Source organism: Anaerosalibacter massiliensis, from assembly GCF_024623155.1.
Lineage (GTDB): Bacteria > Bacillota > Clostridia > Tissierellales > Sporanaerobacteraceae > Anaerosalibacter > Anaerosalibacter massiliensis.
This window is the reverse complement of the sequence record NZ_JANJZL010000001.1, coordinates 320349-334675: the sequence shown is the minus strand read 5'-3', so window position 1 is coordinate 334675 and position 14327 is coordinate 320349. Positions and strand designations below refer to the sequence as shown.

The window sequence follows — 14327 nt, the reverse complement described above, 5'->3', positions numbered from 1 at the left end:
ATTTAAGAGAGGTGAGGAAATGGGATTTAGACTTATGTCCAATAATGAAAATATTCAGTATTATGTAATAGAGTCCTTTAATAAATCTAATAAGGTTGATCATCTTTTTTCAACTAGAATTGGTTGGAACAACAATAATTTTTCAAAGAATATCTCAAAATTATTTAATGTAAAAGAAGAAAATATAGTTTTTTCAAATCAAGTTCATGGAACTAATATTGGGTATATAAAAGATATAGAAAAATACAAAAATGAAATATTTCCTAAAGGAGTAGATGGTTTAATTACTGATAGGAAAGATATAGTTTTAGTCACATATTATGCTGATTGTGTTCCGTTGTTTTTTCTAGATATTAAAAACGAAATTATAGCATTAGCCCATGCAGGTTGGAGGGGGACAGTCAAAAATATTGGAGGTAAAATGGTAGATTTAATGGTGAATAAATTCAATTCTAATCCAAAAAATATATTTATTGGAATAGGTCCTTCTATTGGTCCTTGTTGTTACGAGGTAGGAGAGAATGTATATAATGAGTTTAAGAAAAATTATAGTTTTTATGAAGAATTGTTTGTGACGAAAAAAGTTAATAAGTGGTATTTAAATTTATGGGAAGCAAATAGAATATTATTATATAATAAAGGTATACCTAATGGAAATATTACAGTTAGCAATATTTGTACTAGTTGTAATAATGATAAACTCTATTCATATAGAAAAGAAAATGGGACTCAAAATAGAATGATATCAGCTATTAAACTAAAGCATTAGTATGGAGGTAAAAAAATGAATGAGAAAATTTTAGTTGTTGATGACGAGGAACATATTGTTCAACTTCTAAAATATAATTTGGAAGGTAATGGCTATATAGTAGGAGAAGCCTATACTGGAAGGGAAGTTTTAGATATAGTTCAAAGAGAAAAGTTTGATCTTATAATATTAGATCTTATGCTTCCAGAATTAGATGGGATTGAAGTATGTAAAAAACTAAAAAGGGATGTATTAACAAGTAGTATTCCAATTATTATGTTAACTGCTAAAAGTGGAGAAATGGATAAGGTTTTGGGATTAGAAATCGGTGCTGATGACTATATTACAAAGCCTTTTAGTATTAGGGAACTTCTTGCAAGGGTTAAGGTGATTTTAAGACGTATAGAAAAAAAAGAAAATATTAAAAATGGAGAATTGAAAATAGGAGATGTAGTTATAGATTTAGATAGCCATGAAGTAAGAAAAAAAGAAGAGTATATAGATTTAACATATAAGGAATTTGAATTGTTAAAAGTATTGGTAGAAAATAGGGGAAAAGCATTGTCTAGAAATACACTTTTAGATATAGTGTGGGGATATGATTATTTTGGGGAGACTAGAACTGTGGATGTGCATATTAGAAATTTAAGAAAAAAGATAGAAGATAATGATAAAGAACCTAAGTATATTGAGACCATAAGAGGAATAGGTTATAAAATGAGATAGGTGATATTATGAGGAAAAAAATTTTTATCGTTTTTTCTTTTCTCGCATTGATAGCATTAATAACTACAGGAATACTATCTTTAAGTTTTCAAAAAATGATTAGCTTAAAAGTTTTAGAAGATAAATTAGATTCAAATGTTTTAATGGTTAAAAAAGCAGTTGAAGAAGAAAATATAGATAATAGAAATTTAGATATAGTAGCAAAAGAATATTCAAGATTAGTTGATGCCAGAGTTGTATTCATGGACGAAGATGGAAACGTAATAGGGGATAGTGCTGAAAAAGAAGAGAGGGCTTTAAAGGATGAATATATAGTAAAAGATATGATATCTTCAAATGTATCTCTTGACAATAAAAATGGTAATATTTCTAGTATTAGAATTTCAGTAGATTCCAGTGATGCAGATAAGTTAAATAAAAACTATGTAAAATATTTATTTATATCAGCTTTTATAGGTTTCATAGTAGCTTTTATTATTGGGCTTAGATATATGAGATATGCTACTGATCCTTATAAAGAGCTAACAAAGGCTATGAAGAATATTTCAAATGGAAATTATGGAGAAAAACTTCATTTTCAAGAATATAGCGAGTTGGGAGTTTTAGCAAATAGTTTTAATGATATGAGTGTGAAATTAGATGATACAATTGAAAAATTGCAGGAAAGCAATACAAAGCTTAAAGCTACACTTACAAGTATAGTTGATGGTCTTATAGCCTTGGACAATAATTTGAATTTTATTTTAATCAATCCAGTTGCAGAGAAAATATTTGATATAGAAGGGCATAAAATTATGGGAAAAAATATATATGATGTTTTTTCTGAAGAGGAAATATTTAAAATATTTCAAGACTATCCTATTGACAATTTTACTTGGGAAAAAGAATTAGAAATATATGAACCTGAATATAAAGTATTAAATGTATATGCAAATCCTATTATTTTAAACAATGATCCTACTCGAAAATTAGGAATGGTATATTTATTCCAAGATGTAACTAAAGTAAAGAAATTGGAAAGTGTAAGAGAAGATTTTGTTGCTAATGTATCACATGAGTTAAAAACTCCACTTACATCTATAAAAGGATTTATTGAAACTTTAAAAGATGGAGCTATAGAAGATAAGAAAGTATCCCATAAGTTTTTAAATATTATCCATGTAGAAGTTGAAAGATTAGATTGTCTAGTTAACGACTTATTACTTCTTTCGGAAATTGAAAGTAAAAATAGGGATTTAGTTTATGAGTATTTTGATGTTAAAGAAGCTATAGAAGATCTATTTCAGTTTCTAGATAAAATTGCAGAAAAGAAGGATATTGTATTAGAAAAAGAAATAGAGAAAGATATTCCAGAGGTATATGGAAGCTACAATTATTTTAAGCAGATGCTTATGAATTTAGTAGATAATGCTATTAAATATACTCCTAGTGGAGGAAAAGTAAAAATTTTAGCATTTAAAGAAGGGAAAGATTTAACAGTTCAAATTAAAGACACAGGCATAGGAATTGATAAAAAACATCAAGATAGGTTGTTTGAAAGGTTTTATAGAGTAGATAAAGCAAGAAGTAGGCAAGTTGGAGGAACCGGATTAGGACTAGCTATTGTGAAACATATAGTTTTAATCTTTAATGGAACTTTGGATTTAGAAAGTGCACCAAATGAGGGCTCAATATTTACTATTAAAATTCCTTTGAATAATAATGAATATTTTAGAGGTTGATAATATGGAGATAAGAGATTTTAATAAAATAATACTGCAAAATATCTTGCAGTATGGAGATATAGGAATACATGTTATAAATAATAGTAGAAAAACAATTGTATATAATGAGGCAATGTCAAAACTAGAGGGATTAAAAGAAGAAATAGTTAAGAATAGGGATTTATTAGAAGTTTTTCCTAGCTTGGACGAGGAAAGTAGTACTTTAATCAATGTAGTGAGAACAGGAAAGCCAATATTAAATAGAACTCAAACATATTTAAATTTAAAGGGACAGAAAATAGTTACAGTTAATTCTACATTGCCACTTATACATGAAGGAAATACTGTAGGAGCTTTAGAAATTGCTAAAAATATAACATATATTAAAGAATTATCTGATCAATTAATTGATTTACAGGCTGAATTAAATAATAAAAAGAAGAAGAAACAAAATAAAACTATTAAAAAATATAAATTTAAAGATATAATAGGAAATAATAAAGAATTAAAGAAGGCTATAGAATTAGGAAGAAGAGGAAGCAAATCTAAATCAAGTGTGTTAATATATGGAGAAACTGGCTCAGGAAAGGAATTATTTGCTCAAAGTATTCACTATGATGGAGCCAGAAAGAAAGAACCCTTTATAGCTCAAAACTGTGCTGCTATCCCAGATTCTCTTCTTGAGGGTATATTATTTGGCACAAAAAAAGGTGGCTTTACAGGAGCTGTAGATAAACCAGGAATATTTGAACAAGCTAATGGTGGCACTCTTATGTTAGATGAAATAAATTCTATGACTCTACCCTTACAAGCAAAACTTTTAAGAGTATTGCAAGAAGGTTATATTAGGAGAATAGGGGGAATTAAGGATATACCTGTTGATGTGAAAATAATAGCTACTACTAATGAAGAACCATTAGAGAGTGTGAAAAAGGGAACTTTGAGGAAGGATCTATATTATAGATTAAATGTAATATATATTGCTATTCCTTCATTGAGGGAGAGGCTAGATGATATTTCCTTATTATGTGAATATTTTATTGAAAAATATAATAGAGAACTTAATAAAAATGTATGGTTAATATCTGAAGAAGTTTTATCATGTTTTCAAAATTATTCATGGCCTGGTAATGTTAGAGAGTTAGAAAATGCTATAGAATCTGCTATGAATTATATATTAGATGATGAACATGTTTTAAAGAAAGAGCATTTTATTTCTACTAAACGTATATTAGAATCTAATCCAAAAACTAATTTATTTAAATATATTGATGAGGGAAAGGTTCTTCCAGAACTAATGAATGATATTGAAAAAAAGATTATTGTAGAGGCTCTATCTAAAAATGAAAACAATATATCTAAGGCAGCTAGAAATTTAGGGATAAAAAGACAGACATTGCAGCATAAACTTAAAAAATATGAATTATAACCATGTAGACGCAATAAATTTTGCATTATATTGCAAAAAAAATTGCGTCTATGTGGTTTTTTCACTATAATAATAATGAAAAACCATATATTTTGACAAAATATATGGTTTAAATAGGCTTTTTGGTTGGCATATATATTGCAATTGTATATGGTAGTTGATATTGTGATAGTAAAAAGATTATAAAAAATAGATTATGGAGGTGCTTTTTGTGAAAAAGGAAAATGTAAAGGTTATTCTTTGGGGTTTTGGTGCAATGGGAAGTGGTATGGCAGAAGTATTACTTAAGAAGAAAGGTATAGAAATAGTAGGAGTTTGTGATATGTATCCTAAGATAGTTAATAAGAGTATGTATGAAATCTTGGGGATAGAAAAAGGGGATAGGAAAGAAGTAATTATTAGTGATAATATTGAGGAAACCATAAAAGAAGGAGCAGCAGATATTGTACTTATTGCTACAGATTCCTTTGTAAAAGGTGTATTTGATAAGGTTAAATTTTGTTTAGAAAGAAAGATAAATGTTATAACTACTGCTGAAGAAATGGCTTATCCTCAGGCACAAGAATTAGAACTTTCTAAGGAACTTGATGAAATAGCTAAGAAAAATGGAGTCACAGTTTTGGGAACTGGAATAAATCCAGGTCTTATAATGGATTTATTAGTAGTGGCCCTTACAGGTGCATGTGCAGATGTAGATTCTATTAAAGCAGAGAGAGTTAATAATCTTTCACCATTTGGGCCAGCTGTTATGAGTGAACAAGGTGTTGGAATAACTGAAGATGAATTTAATGCAAGGGTAAAAGATGGTTCATTGGCAGGACATGTAGGTTTTCCAGAGTCAATAAATATGATTAGTGATGCTTTAGGATGGAAACTGAGTGGTGAAATAAAGCAAACAATGGAGCCAATAGTTTCAAACGTATATAGGAAAGCTCCATATGCAGAAGTAGAAAAAGGAAATGTAGCTGGATGTAAAATGTTAGGCCATGGATATGTAGATGGTGAAGAAAAAATAACAATGGTTCATCCACAGCAAGTTGAACCTCAGCTTGAAGGTGTAGATACAGGAGATTATATAACTATTAAAGGAAATCCAGATATAAATATGGCTATAAAACCAGAAATACCTGGTGGAATAGGTACTATTGCTATGTGCATAAATATGATTCCACAAGTAATAAATGCTAACCCAGGTTTAAAAACCATGCTCGATTTACCAGTACCTAGAGCTATTATGGGAGATATGAGGGACTATATTGAAGATTAATTATATTTTTAGAAAGAAGGAGGTACATTGAAATGGATGCTAAAAAAGGTAGTTGGGTGAGAATTCACAATATAGTTTTAAAACCTGAAGATAGATCTCCAAATTTACCAGAGGATACCAAGAAAGTACCTTTAGAAATGTGGGATAAAGGCTTTCTTTTAAATGAATTTGCTAATATAGGAGATATAGTAGAAGTTGAAACTTATATAGGAAGAAAAGTAGAAGGGAAATTAGTAGAGATAAATCCTTATTATGAACATGATTTTGGTAAATGTGTACCTGAATTATTATATATAGGTAGACAGCTTAGAGGTTATCTGGAAGGAAGTGCTCAAGATGAGTAAAGATATGAGTTTTGAGGCTGTAATGGCAAGAAGATCGGAAACAATGAAAAAGGCCATTGGAATAGATTATAGTCATTTTGAATCTGGGAGTATTGCTTTTGATTATGAAAGAATGATGAAAGAAACAGGTTATAGTTTGGAAGAAATACAAGAGATTCAAAAGGAAACGGGAGTAGGAAATACACCGGTTCTTGAACTTAGAAATTTAACTAAATTAGCTAGAAAGTTTTCACCTAAGGGGAAAGGAGCTAGAATTTTTGTAAAAGATGAAGCAGCTAATCCATCAGGAAGCTTTAAAGCTAGAAGAGCAGCTACAGCTTGCTATCATGCAGAAAAACTAGGATATAAAGGTGTTATTGCAGCAACTAGTGGAAATTATGGTGCAGCAGTAGCTAGTCAAGCTGCTATGAGAGGCCTTAAATGTATAATAGTTCAGGAATGCTATGATTCAAGGGAAGTAGGTCAGCCAGAAATTGTTGAAAAGGCGAGAAAATGTGAAGCTTATGGTGCAGAAGTTGTACAACTTACTGTTGGACCAGAACTATTCTATAGTTTTTTAAGATTATTAGAAGAAACAGGTTATTTCAATGCATCTTTATATACTCCTTTTGGTATTGCAGGTGTGGAAACATTAGGATATGAATTATCTACTGAGTTTAGAGAAAGGGAAGGAAAAGACCCAGATGTAGTGGTTGTAACTAATGCAGGAGGAGGAAATTTAACTGGTACAGCTAGGGGGCTTATAAAAGCCAATGCAGATACTCAAATTGTAGGAGCCAGTGTAAATTTAAGTGGTTTACACATGGCTAGTGACACCCAATTTAATAAAAAATCTTTCACTACTGGTCACACCGGATTTGGCATACCTTTTGCGACTTGGCCAGATAGATCTGATGTACCAAGGTCAGCAGCAAGACCATTAAGGTACATGGACAGATATGTAACCGTAAATCAAGGCCCTGTATTTTATATGACAGAAGCACTGGCACAACTAGAGGGACTAGAAAGAGGACCTGCAGGAAACACCTCTTTGGCAGCGGCTTTTGCTTTGGCTCAAGAACTAGATGAGGACAAAATTATTGTAGCTCAAGAAACAGAATATACAGGTGCAGGGAAGCATATTCAACCTCAATTGACTTTTGCAAAAGAAAATGGTATTGAAGTAATAGTTGGGGATCCTAAAAATGAAGTACCTGGAGAAAATATTGTTCTACCTAAAGATCCAAGTTATGTAAAGATAGAAGAGGTAGAATTAGATAATATTAAAAGATCATATATTAGAAATTGTATAAAGCATACAAAGGTAGATAGAGTTAGTAGAGAAGATATTGAATTTTTAATAAAGGATACGAAGTCTAGTAAAAAGTTTGTAGAGGGTATATTAGATGAGTTAGAAGTAAATTATTAAGATTATATTTATTATTTGGAGGTGTTATTAGTGAAAAGTCTTATAAAAAGAGAAGATGATTTTCAAGAAAGAAGAAAACATATTGCGAATTTAACAGAAGAACAACTAGAGGAAAGATTTTGGAAATTAGCTGAAGAAATTGTTGAGCCTTTAGTAGATTTAGCTTATAAAAACACTTCCCCATCTATTGAAAGATCTATATTACTTAGAATGGGATTTTCAAGTATTGAATGTACTGCAATAGTAGATGGAGCTATAGAGAGGGGACTTTTAGGAAAAGGTGCAGGACATTTAGTATATAGATTGGCAAAAGAGAAAAACATGTCTATAAGAGATGCAGGACTTAAACTTGCAGAAGGAGAAATGTGGGATGATTTATTGGCTATATTCAAGGGAGGTGCTGAATAATGGAGTTAAAGCCAAATGAGAAATTAAGTGTTGAAAATATATTAAAGGATATTGATAAATATAGACCAAGAAGAAGAGGATGGACTTGGAGAAGTGGAATAGATCAAAATAGAAAAATAGGACAATTTGAATATTATGATACAGCAGAGCCTTTAAAACAAAGCCAGCCATTACCAGCTAGTAAGGGTTTTAATTATATAGATCCACAACCAGAAAATGTTATAACTACAGAAATTGCTTCTGGAAGATTTGAAGATGATATTAGACGTATGAGAATGGCTGCATGGCATGGTGCAGATCATTTGATGGTTATTAGGACAGCAGGACAAAGTCATTTTGATGGTCTAATAGAAGGTACACCTCAAGGTGTAGGCGGAATACCAGTAACCAGAAAACAAGTAAGAGCTCAAAGAAAGGCATTAGATATAATAGAAGATGAGGTAGGTCGTCCATTAAATTATCATTCTTATGTAAGTGGAGTTGCTGGGCCAGAAATTGCAGTTATGTTTGCAGAAGAAGGGGTAAATGGTGCTCACCAAGACCCTCAATATAATGTACTTTATAGAAATATAAATATGATCAGATCTTTTGTAGATGCTGCTTCAGCTAAAAAAGTTATGACTTGGGCTGAAATAGCTCAAATAGATGGAGCTCATAATGCTAATGCAACAGCAAGGGAAGCATGGAAGGTAATGCCAGAGCTTATGGTTCAACATGCTATAAATAGTATGTTTTCAGTAAAGGTAGGCATGAAGAAAGAAAATATCTGTCTCTCAACTGTACCACCAACAGCTCCACCAGCACCTTGTATGAGATTAGACTTACCTTATGCTGTTGCACTTAGAGAATTGTTTAGAGATTATAAAATGAGAGCACAAATGAATACTAAGTATATGGAATCATCAACTAGAGAAGCCACTGTAACTCACACATTGAATTTGCTTATTTCAAAACTTACAAGAGCAGAAATCCAATCTACTATTACTCCAGATGAAGGTAGAAATGTGCCATGGCATATATACAATATTGAGGCAGTAGATACGGCAAAACAAGCCCTCATAGGTATGGATGGACTTACAGAAATGGTGGAAATAAAGAGGGACAAAGGTGAATTAGTTGATAAAGTAAGGGAACTTAAAGAAAGAGCAGTTCTATTTATGGAAGAAATTATAGAAGTTGGTGGATACTTTGAAGCAGTTGAAAAAGGTTTCTTTGTTGATTCAGGAGAGTATCCAGAACGAAACGGAGATGGAATAGCAAGAAAAATTGATGGAGGTATAGGAGTAGGCACAGTATATGAAAGAGAACCTGATTATATGGCACCTGTTACAGCTGTTTTTGGATATAATAATGTAGAACAATATGATAAAGAAGCAGTTGACAATCCTTCTAAACTAATGGGTGGATGTACATTTGAAGATCCTGATAAAATTGTATTTATTGATGAATTAGATGAAAATGATAATGTTAATGTTAGACTAGAAGAAACAAAGGAATTGAGAGAAACATCTAAGATAAAACCTGAAATGGAATGGGCAGGAGATGGAATAGTTCAAATCACATTATTTTTACCTACAAAGCCAAGAGTAGCAGAGTTTACTGCTATTGAAATTGGTAAGAAAATGGGACTTGAAGATGTAGAAGTAATCCATAAGGAAGTAATGCAAGAAGCAGAGGGAACTAGGATTGAGCTAAAAGGTAGGGTTCCATTTACTATAGATACAGATGAATTAATAATTCCACCAGAACCAGAAGTTATGACAGAAGACGAAATAAGGGCTGATATTGAAGCAAATCCAATGAAAGTAGTTGCAGGTACTGTAGGTGAGGATGAACATTCAGTAGGACTTAGAGAGATAATAGATATAAAACATGGTGGTATTGAAAAATACGGTATAGAATGTGAATATTTAGGAACATCTGTACCAGTGGAGAAATTAGTAGATGCTGCTATTGAAACTAATGCTGATGCAATACTTGCTTCAACTATTATAAGTCATGATGATATTCACTATAAGAATATGAAAAGAATACATGAGCTATGTGTAGAGAAAGGAATAAGGGATAAAATAGTACTTGTTTCTGGAGGAACTCAAGTATCAAATGAGTTAGCAGTTAAAAGCGGAATGGATGCAGGTTTTGGAAGAGGTTCAAATGGAGGTCATGTGGCTACATTTATAGTTAAGAAAAGAAGAGAGATAAAAAATGAAGATTAATATATTAGTTGCAGAAATAGGTAGTACTACTACAGTAGTTAATGGATTCCATGAAGTAGACAGTACTTGTCCTAGATTTGTAGGACAGGGGCAAGCACCTACTTCTGTAACAGAAGGTGATGTAAATATAGGCCTTAAAGGGGCAATAGATGATTTGAAAAATAATCTTAATATAAAAGAATTAGAATATGATGAACTTATAGCTACTAGTAGTGCAGCAGGTGGCTTAAGAATGACAGTACATGGGCTTGTATATGACATGACTGTAAGGGCGGCAAAGGAAGCAGCATTAGGTGCAGGAGCTAATATAAAATATATTACTTCTGGAAAGCTTAGAAAATCAGGTCTAAAAAAGATTAAAGAAATTAATCCAAATATTATTTTAATTGCTGGTGGAGTAGATTATGGAGAAAGGGATACTGCCCTTTATAATGCAGAACTTATTGCAGAACTAAATTTAAATGTACCAGTTATATATGCTGGAAATATTGAAAATCAAGAGGAAATTAAAGAGATTTTTGAAAATACTAAATCAGAATTATATATTGTGGATAATGTATATCCTAAAATTGATGATTTAAATATTGAGCCTACAAGGAAAGTTATCCAAGATGTGTTTGAAAAGCATATAATTCATGCACCTGGAATGGAAAAAATAAGGAATATGGTTACAGGACCTATTATGCCTACACCAGGTGCTGTAATGAATGCTTCCAAACTACTTTATGAAGATATAGGAGATATTTTGGCTTTAGATGTTGGAGGAGCTACTACAGATATTCATTCAGTTACAGAAGGCAGCGACGAGGTATCAAGGATACTTATAAGTCCAGAACCAGTGGCCAAGAGGACTGTTGAGGGTGATCTAGGTGTCTATGTAAATATGAAGAACATTGTAGAGATGGTAGGAAAAGAAGAATTAGAAAAAAATTTAAATATTAATTCAAAAGAGTTAGAAGAGCTTATTGAAAATCATAAACCTATACCTAGGACTGAACTAGAAAAAGATTTTGTAGAGGAATTGGCACTTCATGCAGTAATAACTGGAGTGAAAAGACATGCTGGCATATTTAGACATTTATACGGGCCTGGTGGAAAGAAGACTGTTGCAGAAGGGAAAGATTTGACTCAAGTAAAATATATAATAGGTACTGGAGGAGCTCTTACAAGACTTCCAAATAGACTGGATATGATGAAACAAATAGCTTTAAGCAATAAGGGAATGGAGCTTTTACCAAATAAAGATGCAAAAATACTTATAGATAATTATTATATAATGGCTTCACTAGGTGTATTAGCAAAAGAACATCCAAAAGCTGCATTAAGTATTTTAAAGAAGAGTCTTGAAATTAAATAAATATAGTTTATAAATTCTTTAAATAAGTCCAACAGAATGTTGGACTTATTTAAAATACAAATGGAGGGATATATATGAGTTATCCGAGAGTTGAGGTGGATTTAAACAAACTTAAACATAATGTAAAAACAATAGTAAGCAGATGCAATGAAAAAGACATAAAAGTAGCAGGGGTAACTAAAGGATTCTGTGGAGATCCTAAAATAGCCAAAGTTTATGTAGATGGTGGAGTTAGTTTTTTAGCTGATTCTAGAGTAGAGAATTTAAAGAAATTAAGAAATATAGATATTCCCAAAATATTATTGCGTTTACCTATGTTAAGTGAGGTAGAATATGTAGTACAATATGCAGATATCTCACTAAATTCAGAGATAGAAACTATTAAAGCTCTTTCTAAACAAGCATTAGAATTTAATAAAGTTCATAAAATTATTCTAATGGTTGATCTAGGTGATTTAAGAGAAGGATATTTTAAAGAGGAAGAAATATATGATGCTATAGAAAAAATAATAAAATTAGAAGGAGTTAAGCTAGAAGGCATAGGGACTAATTTAACTTGTCATGGTGGTATAATTCCAAGGAAGGATAATACTATTAGGCTTATTGAAATAAAGCAAAAGGTCAAGGAAAATTATAATATTGATTTAGAAATTATTTCTGGTGGAAATTCTAGTAGTCTTCATTTAGTATTTAATGGTGAAATGCCAGAAGGTATAAATCAATTAAGATTGGGAGAATCATTAATTTTAGGTAGGGAAACGGCTTTTGGAGGGAAAATAAAAGATACTTTTAATGATATCTTTACCTTAGTAGTGGAAGCTATAGAATTGAAGGAAAAACCTTCTATACCTATTGGGGAAATAGGAATGGATGCTTTTGGCAATAAACCTATTTTTGTAGATAGGGGCATAAGGAAAAGAATGATATCTGCTATTGGGAAACAGGACATAGATTTAGAGAACATAACCCCTATAGATAAAGATATAATAATAATAGGAGGAAGTAGTGATCACTTGATATTAGATGTGACTGATAGTAAAATAGACTATAGTGTAGGAGATAAAATAAGGTTTAAATTAGACTATGGTGGAATATTAAGTACTACAACTTCAGAGTATGTAAAAACAGTTTATATTTAACCTTGATAGAAAGGTGATTTAATGGATCTTTTTAGTTATAACATGGAAAAACAATTAGATAGAGAAGCACCATTAGCAGAAAGAATGAGACCAAAAACTTTGGAAGAGTTTGTAGGGCAAAAACATATACTAGAAGAAGGAAAATTTTTAAATAGAGCTATTAAAGCAGACAGATTGCCTTCTATGATATTTTATGGTCCTCCAGGGACAGGTAAAACTACATTGGCAATGATTATTGCTAATACTACAGAAATGAATTTTGAAAAGTTAAGTGCAGTCACATCAGGAGTTAAGGATATTAGAAAAGTAACAGAAATTGCAGAAGAAAAGTTAAAAATGTATAGCAAGAGGACTGTATTGTTTATAGATGAGATACATAGATTTAATAAGTCGCAACAAGATGCACTTCTGCCTTTTGTAGAAAGAGGTATAATTATTTTAATTGGAGCAACGACTGAAAACCCTTATTTTGAAGTTAATAAAGCTCTATTATCCAGAATGACAGTTATACAATTAGAATCATTAAAAGATAAAGACCTAAAATTATTATTATCTAGGGCTTTAAAAGATGACAGAAGAGGTTTAGGGAAGAATAATATTGATATTGATGAAGATGCTATAGATTATCTTATTAATATAGCAGATGGAGATGCTAGAATGATTCTAAATTCTTTAGAGTTAGCAGTTTTGACAACTACTAAAGATGGAGAAGGAAAAATTCTTATTACAAGGGAAGTTATAAAGGATTGTATTCAAACTAAGGGAATAAAATATGATAAAGCTGGAGATGAACATTATGATACTGTTTCTGCCTTTATTAAAAGTATGAGAGGTTCAGATCCAGATGCAACATTGTATTGGCTTGCTAAAATGATTGAAGCAGGAGAGGATCCTAAGTTTATAGGAAGAAGAATTATAATATCTGCTTCTGAGGATGTAGGAAATGCAGATCCTCAAGCTTTAAATATTGCTATATCTGCATTTCAAGCAATAGATATAATAGGAATGCCTGAAGGAAGGATACCATTAGCTCAAGCTGCGGTATATATGGCTTGTGCACCAAAAAGCAATTCTTCTTATTTAGGCATAAATAATGCATTAAAAGATGTGAGAAATGAAAAAATAGGTTTAGTTCCATCATATTTAAGAGATAATAGTTATAAGAAAGGCAATAAATTAAAGAATGATGACAATTATAAATATCCTCATGATTATCCAAATTCATATGTAGAGCAACAATACTTACCTAATGAATTTAAGAATAAGGTATATTATGTTCCTACAGAAAATGGATATGAAAGAAAAATAAAGGAAAAATTAAATAAATTATTTGACAAAAGGAAATAATGAAATTATAATTGTAGGTAAAACAATATTTTTCATGTGTATAAATACTTTGATAGGAAGAGTAAATATAGGAAAAGTCTTAGCGAGTCGGTGACGGTGGAAGACCGATACGGATTCTATATTGAAAAACATCCTGGAGTTTCTAACCGAAATTATTTAGAGAGTAGGCTTAGACGGTATCATACCGTTATATATGATAGGCATTTAATGTGCTAAATGAAGTAGGTCATCTAAA

The 14327-nt window shown here is 31.2% G+C and carries 12 protein-coding genes and 1 other annotated feature (1 of these 13 only partly in view); all 12 genes read left to right on the top strand.

From position 1 onward, the window contains the following. The first annotated feature begins 19 nt into the window (after positions 1-19). The 12 genes from pgeF to NSA23_RS01915 all read left to right on the top strand — a co-directional run bounded on the left by pgeF (position 20) and on the right by NSA23_RS01915 (position 14092). Positions 20-769 carry a peptidoglycan editing factor PgeF gene (gene pgeF / locus NSA23_RS01970; protein WP_042681518.1) on the top strand — a complete coding sequence of 250 codons (750 nt, stop codon included), beginning with the start codon at positions 20-22 and terminating at the stop codon, positions 767-769. A 15-nt stretch (positions 770-784) separates the two neighbouring features. After that, positions 785-1474: a response regulator transcription factor gene (locus NSA23_RS01965; RefSeq protein WP_042681520.1), complete on the top strand. Its 690-nt coding sequence runs from the start codon at positions 785-787 to the stop codon at positions 1472-1474. A gap of 8 nt (positions 1475-1482) precedes the next feature. Next, the gene (gene pnpS / locus NSA23_RS01960; RefSeq protein WP_042681522.1) at positions 1483-3195 is read left to right on the top strand and encodes a two-component system histidine kinase PnpS; all 1713 of its coding nucleotides are present in this window, start codon (positions 1483-1485) and stop codon (positions 3193-3195) included. A gap of 4 nt (positions 3196-3199) precedes the next feature. Beyond that, positions 3200-4606, top strand: coding sequence for a sigma-54 interaction domain-containing protein (locus NSA23_RS01955; protein WP_042681524.1), 1407 nt, complete (start codon positions 3200-3202; stop codon positions 4604-4606). Between the two features lie 211 nt (positions 4607-4817). Further along, positions 4818-5873 (top strand): 2,4-diaminopentanoate dehydrogenase, encoded by a 1056-nt coding sequence (ord, locus tag NSA23_RS01950; protein ID WP_246119200.1) that lies wholly within the window; start codon positions 4818-4820, stop codon positions 5871-5873. A gap of 32 nt (positions 5874-5905) precedes the next feature. Then, positions 5906-6217: a 2-amino-4-oxopentanoate thiolase subunit OrtA gene (ortA, locus tag NSA23_RS01945; protein WP_042681529.1), complete on the top strand. Its 312-nt coding sequence runs from the start codon at positions 5906-5908 to the stop codon at positions 6215-6217. Further along, on the top strand, positions 6210-7625 hold the full coding sequence (gene ortB / locus NSA23_RS01940) for a 2-amino-4-oxopentanoate thiolase subunit OrtB (protein WP_042681531.1): 1416 nt from the start codon (positions 6210-6212) through the stop codon (positions 7623-7625). Before ortA ends, ortB begins: the two co-directional genes overlap by 8 nt. 30 nt (positions 7626-7655) lie before the next feature. Next, positions 7656-8033, top strand: a complete 378-nt coding sequence (locus NSA23_RS01935) for an ornithine aminomutase subunit alpha (RefSeq protein WP_246119201.1) — start codon at positions 7656-7658, stop codon at positions 8031-8033. Beyond that, complete coding sequence (oraE, locus tag NSA23_RS01930) at positions 8033-10249, top strand: D-ornithine 4,5-aminomutase subunit OraE (RefSeq protein ID WP_042681534.1); 2217 nt, start codon at positions 8033-8035, stop codon at positions 10247-10249. Before NSA23_RS01935 ends, oraE begins: the two co-directional genes overlap by 1 nt. Then, positions 10239-11606: a GlmL-related ornithine degradation protein gene (locus NSA23_RS01925; protein ID WP_042681537.1), complete on the top strand. Its 1368-nt coding sequence runs from the start codon at positions 10239-10241 to the stop codon at positions 11604-11606. Before oraE ends, NSA23_RS01925 begins: the two co-directional genes overlap by 11 nt. Before the next feature lie 74 nt (positions 11607-11680). Continuing rightward, positions 11681-12745, top strand: coding sequence for an ornithine racemase Orr (gene orr / locus NSA23_RS01920; protein ID WP_042681540.1), 1065 nt, complete (start codon positions 11681-11683; stop codon positions 12743-12745). Between the two features lie 21 nt (positions 12746-12766). After that, positions 12767-14092: a replication-associated recombination protein A gene (locus NSA23_RS01915; protein ID WP_042681542.1), complete on the top strand. Its 1326-nt coding sequence runs from the start codon at positions 12767-12769 to the stop codon at positions 14090-14092. A 40-nt stretch (positions 14093-14132) separates the two neighbouring features. After that, positions 14133-14327: a binding site (T-box leader), on the top strand; it runs 41 nt beyond the window's last position.